Source organism: Streptomyces niphimycinicus (genome assembly GCF_018883605.1).
Classification (GTDB): Bacteria; Actinomycetota; Actinomycetes; order Streptomycetales; family Streptomycetaceae; genus Streptomyces; species Streptomyces niphimycinicus.
In genome coordinates, this window is record NZ_JAHLEM010001195.1 from 1 (window position 1) to 2,094 (window position 2,094).

Here is a 2,094-nt window from a genome sequence, read left to right on the forward strand (position 1 = left end):
CCTCGATGCTCAACTCTGAGCAATGAATAGGAAGCAGAACGATGAGCTCCACGCAGCACACGCCACTGCCCTACTACGAGGACGTCTCCCCCGGCGCGGGAGCGCTGCCGCCCCGCCCCTGGACCCCATCCTCCGACGCCGCGCGGCTGAGCCTGAACGGGACGTGGTCCTTCCGGCTGTCGCCGACCGCCACTGCCGAGGACGACTCCTTCGCCCGCCCCGGCTACGACGCCCGCGGCTGGGACGAGCTCCCGGTGCCCGGCCACTGGGTGCTGCACGGCCACGGGGCGCCGATCTACACCAATGTGCTCTATCCCTTCCCGGTGGATCCGCCGCATGTCCCCGCCGAGAACCCGACCGGCGACCATCTGCGCGTCTTCGATCTGCCCGGCGACTGGCCGGCGGGCGGGGACGCGGTGCTGCGCTTCGAGGGCGTCGAGTCATGTGCCCGGGTCTGGCTCAACGGCGAGGAGCTGGGCACCTTCAAGGGCAGCCGGCTGCCGCATGAGTTCGAAGTCGGGAGCCTGCTCGAGCCGTCGGGGAACGTGCTGGCCGTCCGCGTCCACCAGTGGTCCTCCGGAAGCTATCTGGAGGACCAGGACCAGTGGTGGCTGCCCGGTATCTTCCGTGAGGTGACGCTGGAGCACCGCCCCGAGGGCGCGCTCGCCGACTACTTCGTGCACGCCTCGTACGACCACACCACCGGCGAGGGCACGCTGCGGATCGACGCCGACCCCGGCGGCCGGGTCACCGTCCCCGAGCTGGGGCTTGACCTGGCCACCGGCGAGAGCGCCACCGTCCCCGTCGAGCCGTGGACGGCGGAGACGCCGCGGCTGTACGCGGCTCGGCTGACCACGGTGGGCGAAGGCGTCTCGCTGCACGTGGGCTTCCGTACCGTGGTGGTCGAGGACGGGCTGCTCAAGGTCAACGGGCGGCGGGTGCTCTTCCGCGGCGTCAACCGGCATGAGTTCCACCCCGAGAACGGGCGGGCGGTGGACCTCGCGACCATGCGCCGCGATCTGGTGCTGATGAAGCAGCACAACATCAACGCCGTGCGCACCAGCCACTATCCGCCGCATCCGGCCTTCCTCGGGCTCTGCGACGAGCTGGGGCTGTGGGTGATCGACGAATGCGATCTGGAGACCCATGGCTTCGGCGTCCTGGACTGGCGGAACAACCCGGTGGACGACGACCGCTGGACCCCGGCGCTGCTCGACCGCGCCGAGCGCATGGTCGAGCGCGACAAGAACCACCCGTCCATCGTGATGTGGTCGCTGGGCAATGAGTGCGGCACCGGACGCGGGCTGTCCGCCATGGCCGACTGGATCCGGGAGCGCGACCCGTCCCGGGTGATCCACTACGAGGGCGACATGTCCTGCGCCGACACGGACGTCTACTCGCGGATGTACGCACCGCACGAGGAGGTCGACCAGATCGGCCGGCGCACCGAGGCGCCGTGGGACGATCCGGAGCTGGACGCGAAGCGCCGGGCGCTGCCGTTCATCCAGTGCGAGTACGCGCACGCCATGGGCAACGGGCCGGGCGGGCTGGGCGAGTACCAGCGGCTGTTCGAGGCGCATGAGCGCTGCCAGGGCGGTTTCGTCTGGGAGTGGATCGACCACGGCTTCACCCGGCGCGCCCCCGACGGCCGCTTCTACCACGTGTACGGCGGGGACTTCGGCGAGGAACTGCACGACGGGAACTTCGTCTGCGACGGGCTGGTCTTCCCCGACCGCACCCCCTCCCCGGGGCTGATCGAGTACAAGAAGGTCATCGAGCCGGTGCGGATCGAGGGCGACGGGGCGCGGGGCACGGTCCGGATCACCAACGGCCATGACTTCGCCGATCTGTCCCATCTCGTCTTCACCTGGAGCTATGAGGCGGAGGGCGAGGCGATCGGCTCGGGTGAGCTGGCGGTGCCGCCGCTGCCGCCGGGCGAGTCCGCCGATCTGAAGCTCCCGGCGCCGCCCGGCACCGCCGAGGCGGAGGCGGAGACCCGGTGGACCGTCGAGGCGCGGCTGGCGGCGCCGACGGCGTGGGCCGCGGCGGGCCATACGGTGGCCTGGGCCCAGCTCCCCGCCACCGCTTCCGGCA

1 protein-coding gene is annotated in these 2,094 nt (G+C 71.1%); it reads left to right on the top strand.

Annotation, left to right across the window (positions count from 1 at the left end):
• Positions 1-41: 41 nt before the first annotated feature.
• Positions 42-2,094: glycoside hydrolase family 2 TIM barrel-domain containing protein (locus KN815_RS48795; RefSeq protein ID WP_216348161.1), on the top strand; the 2,053-nt coding region annotated here is incomplete at its 3' end.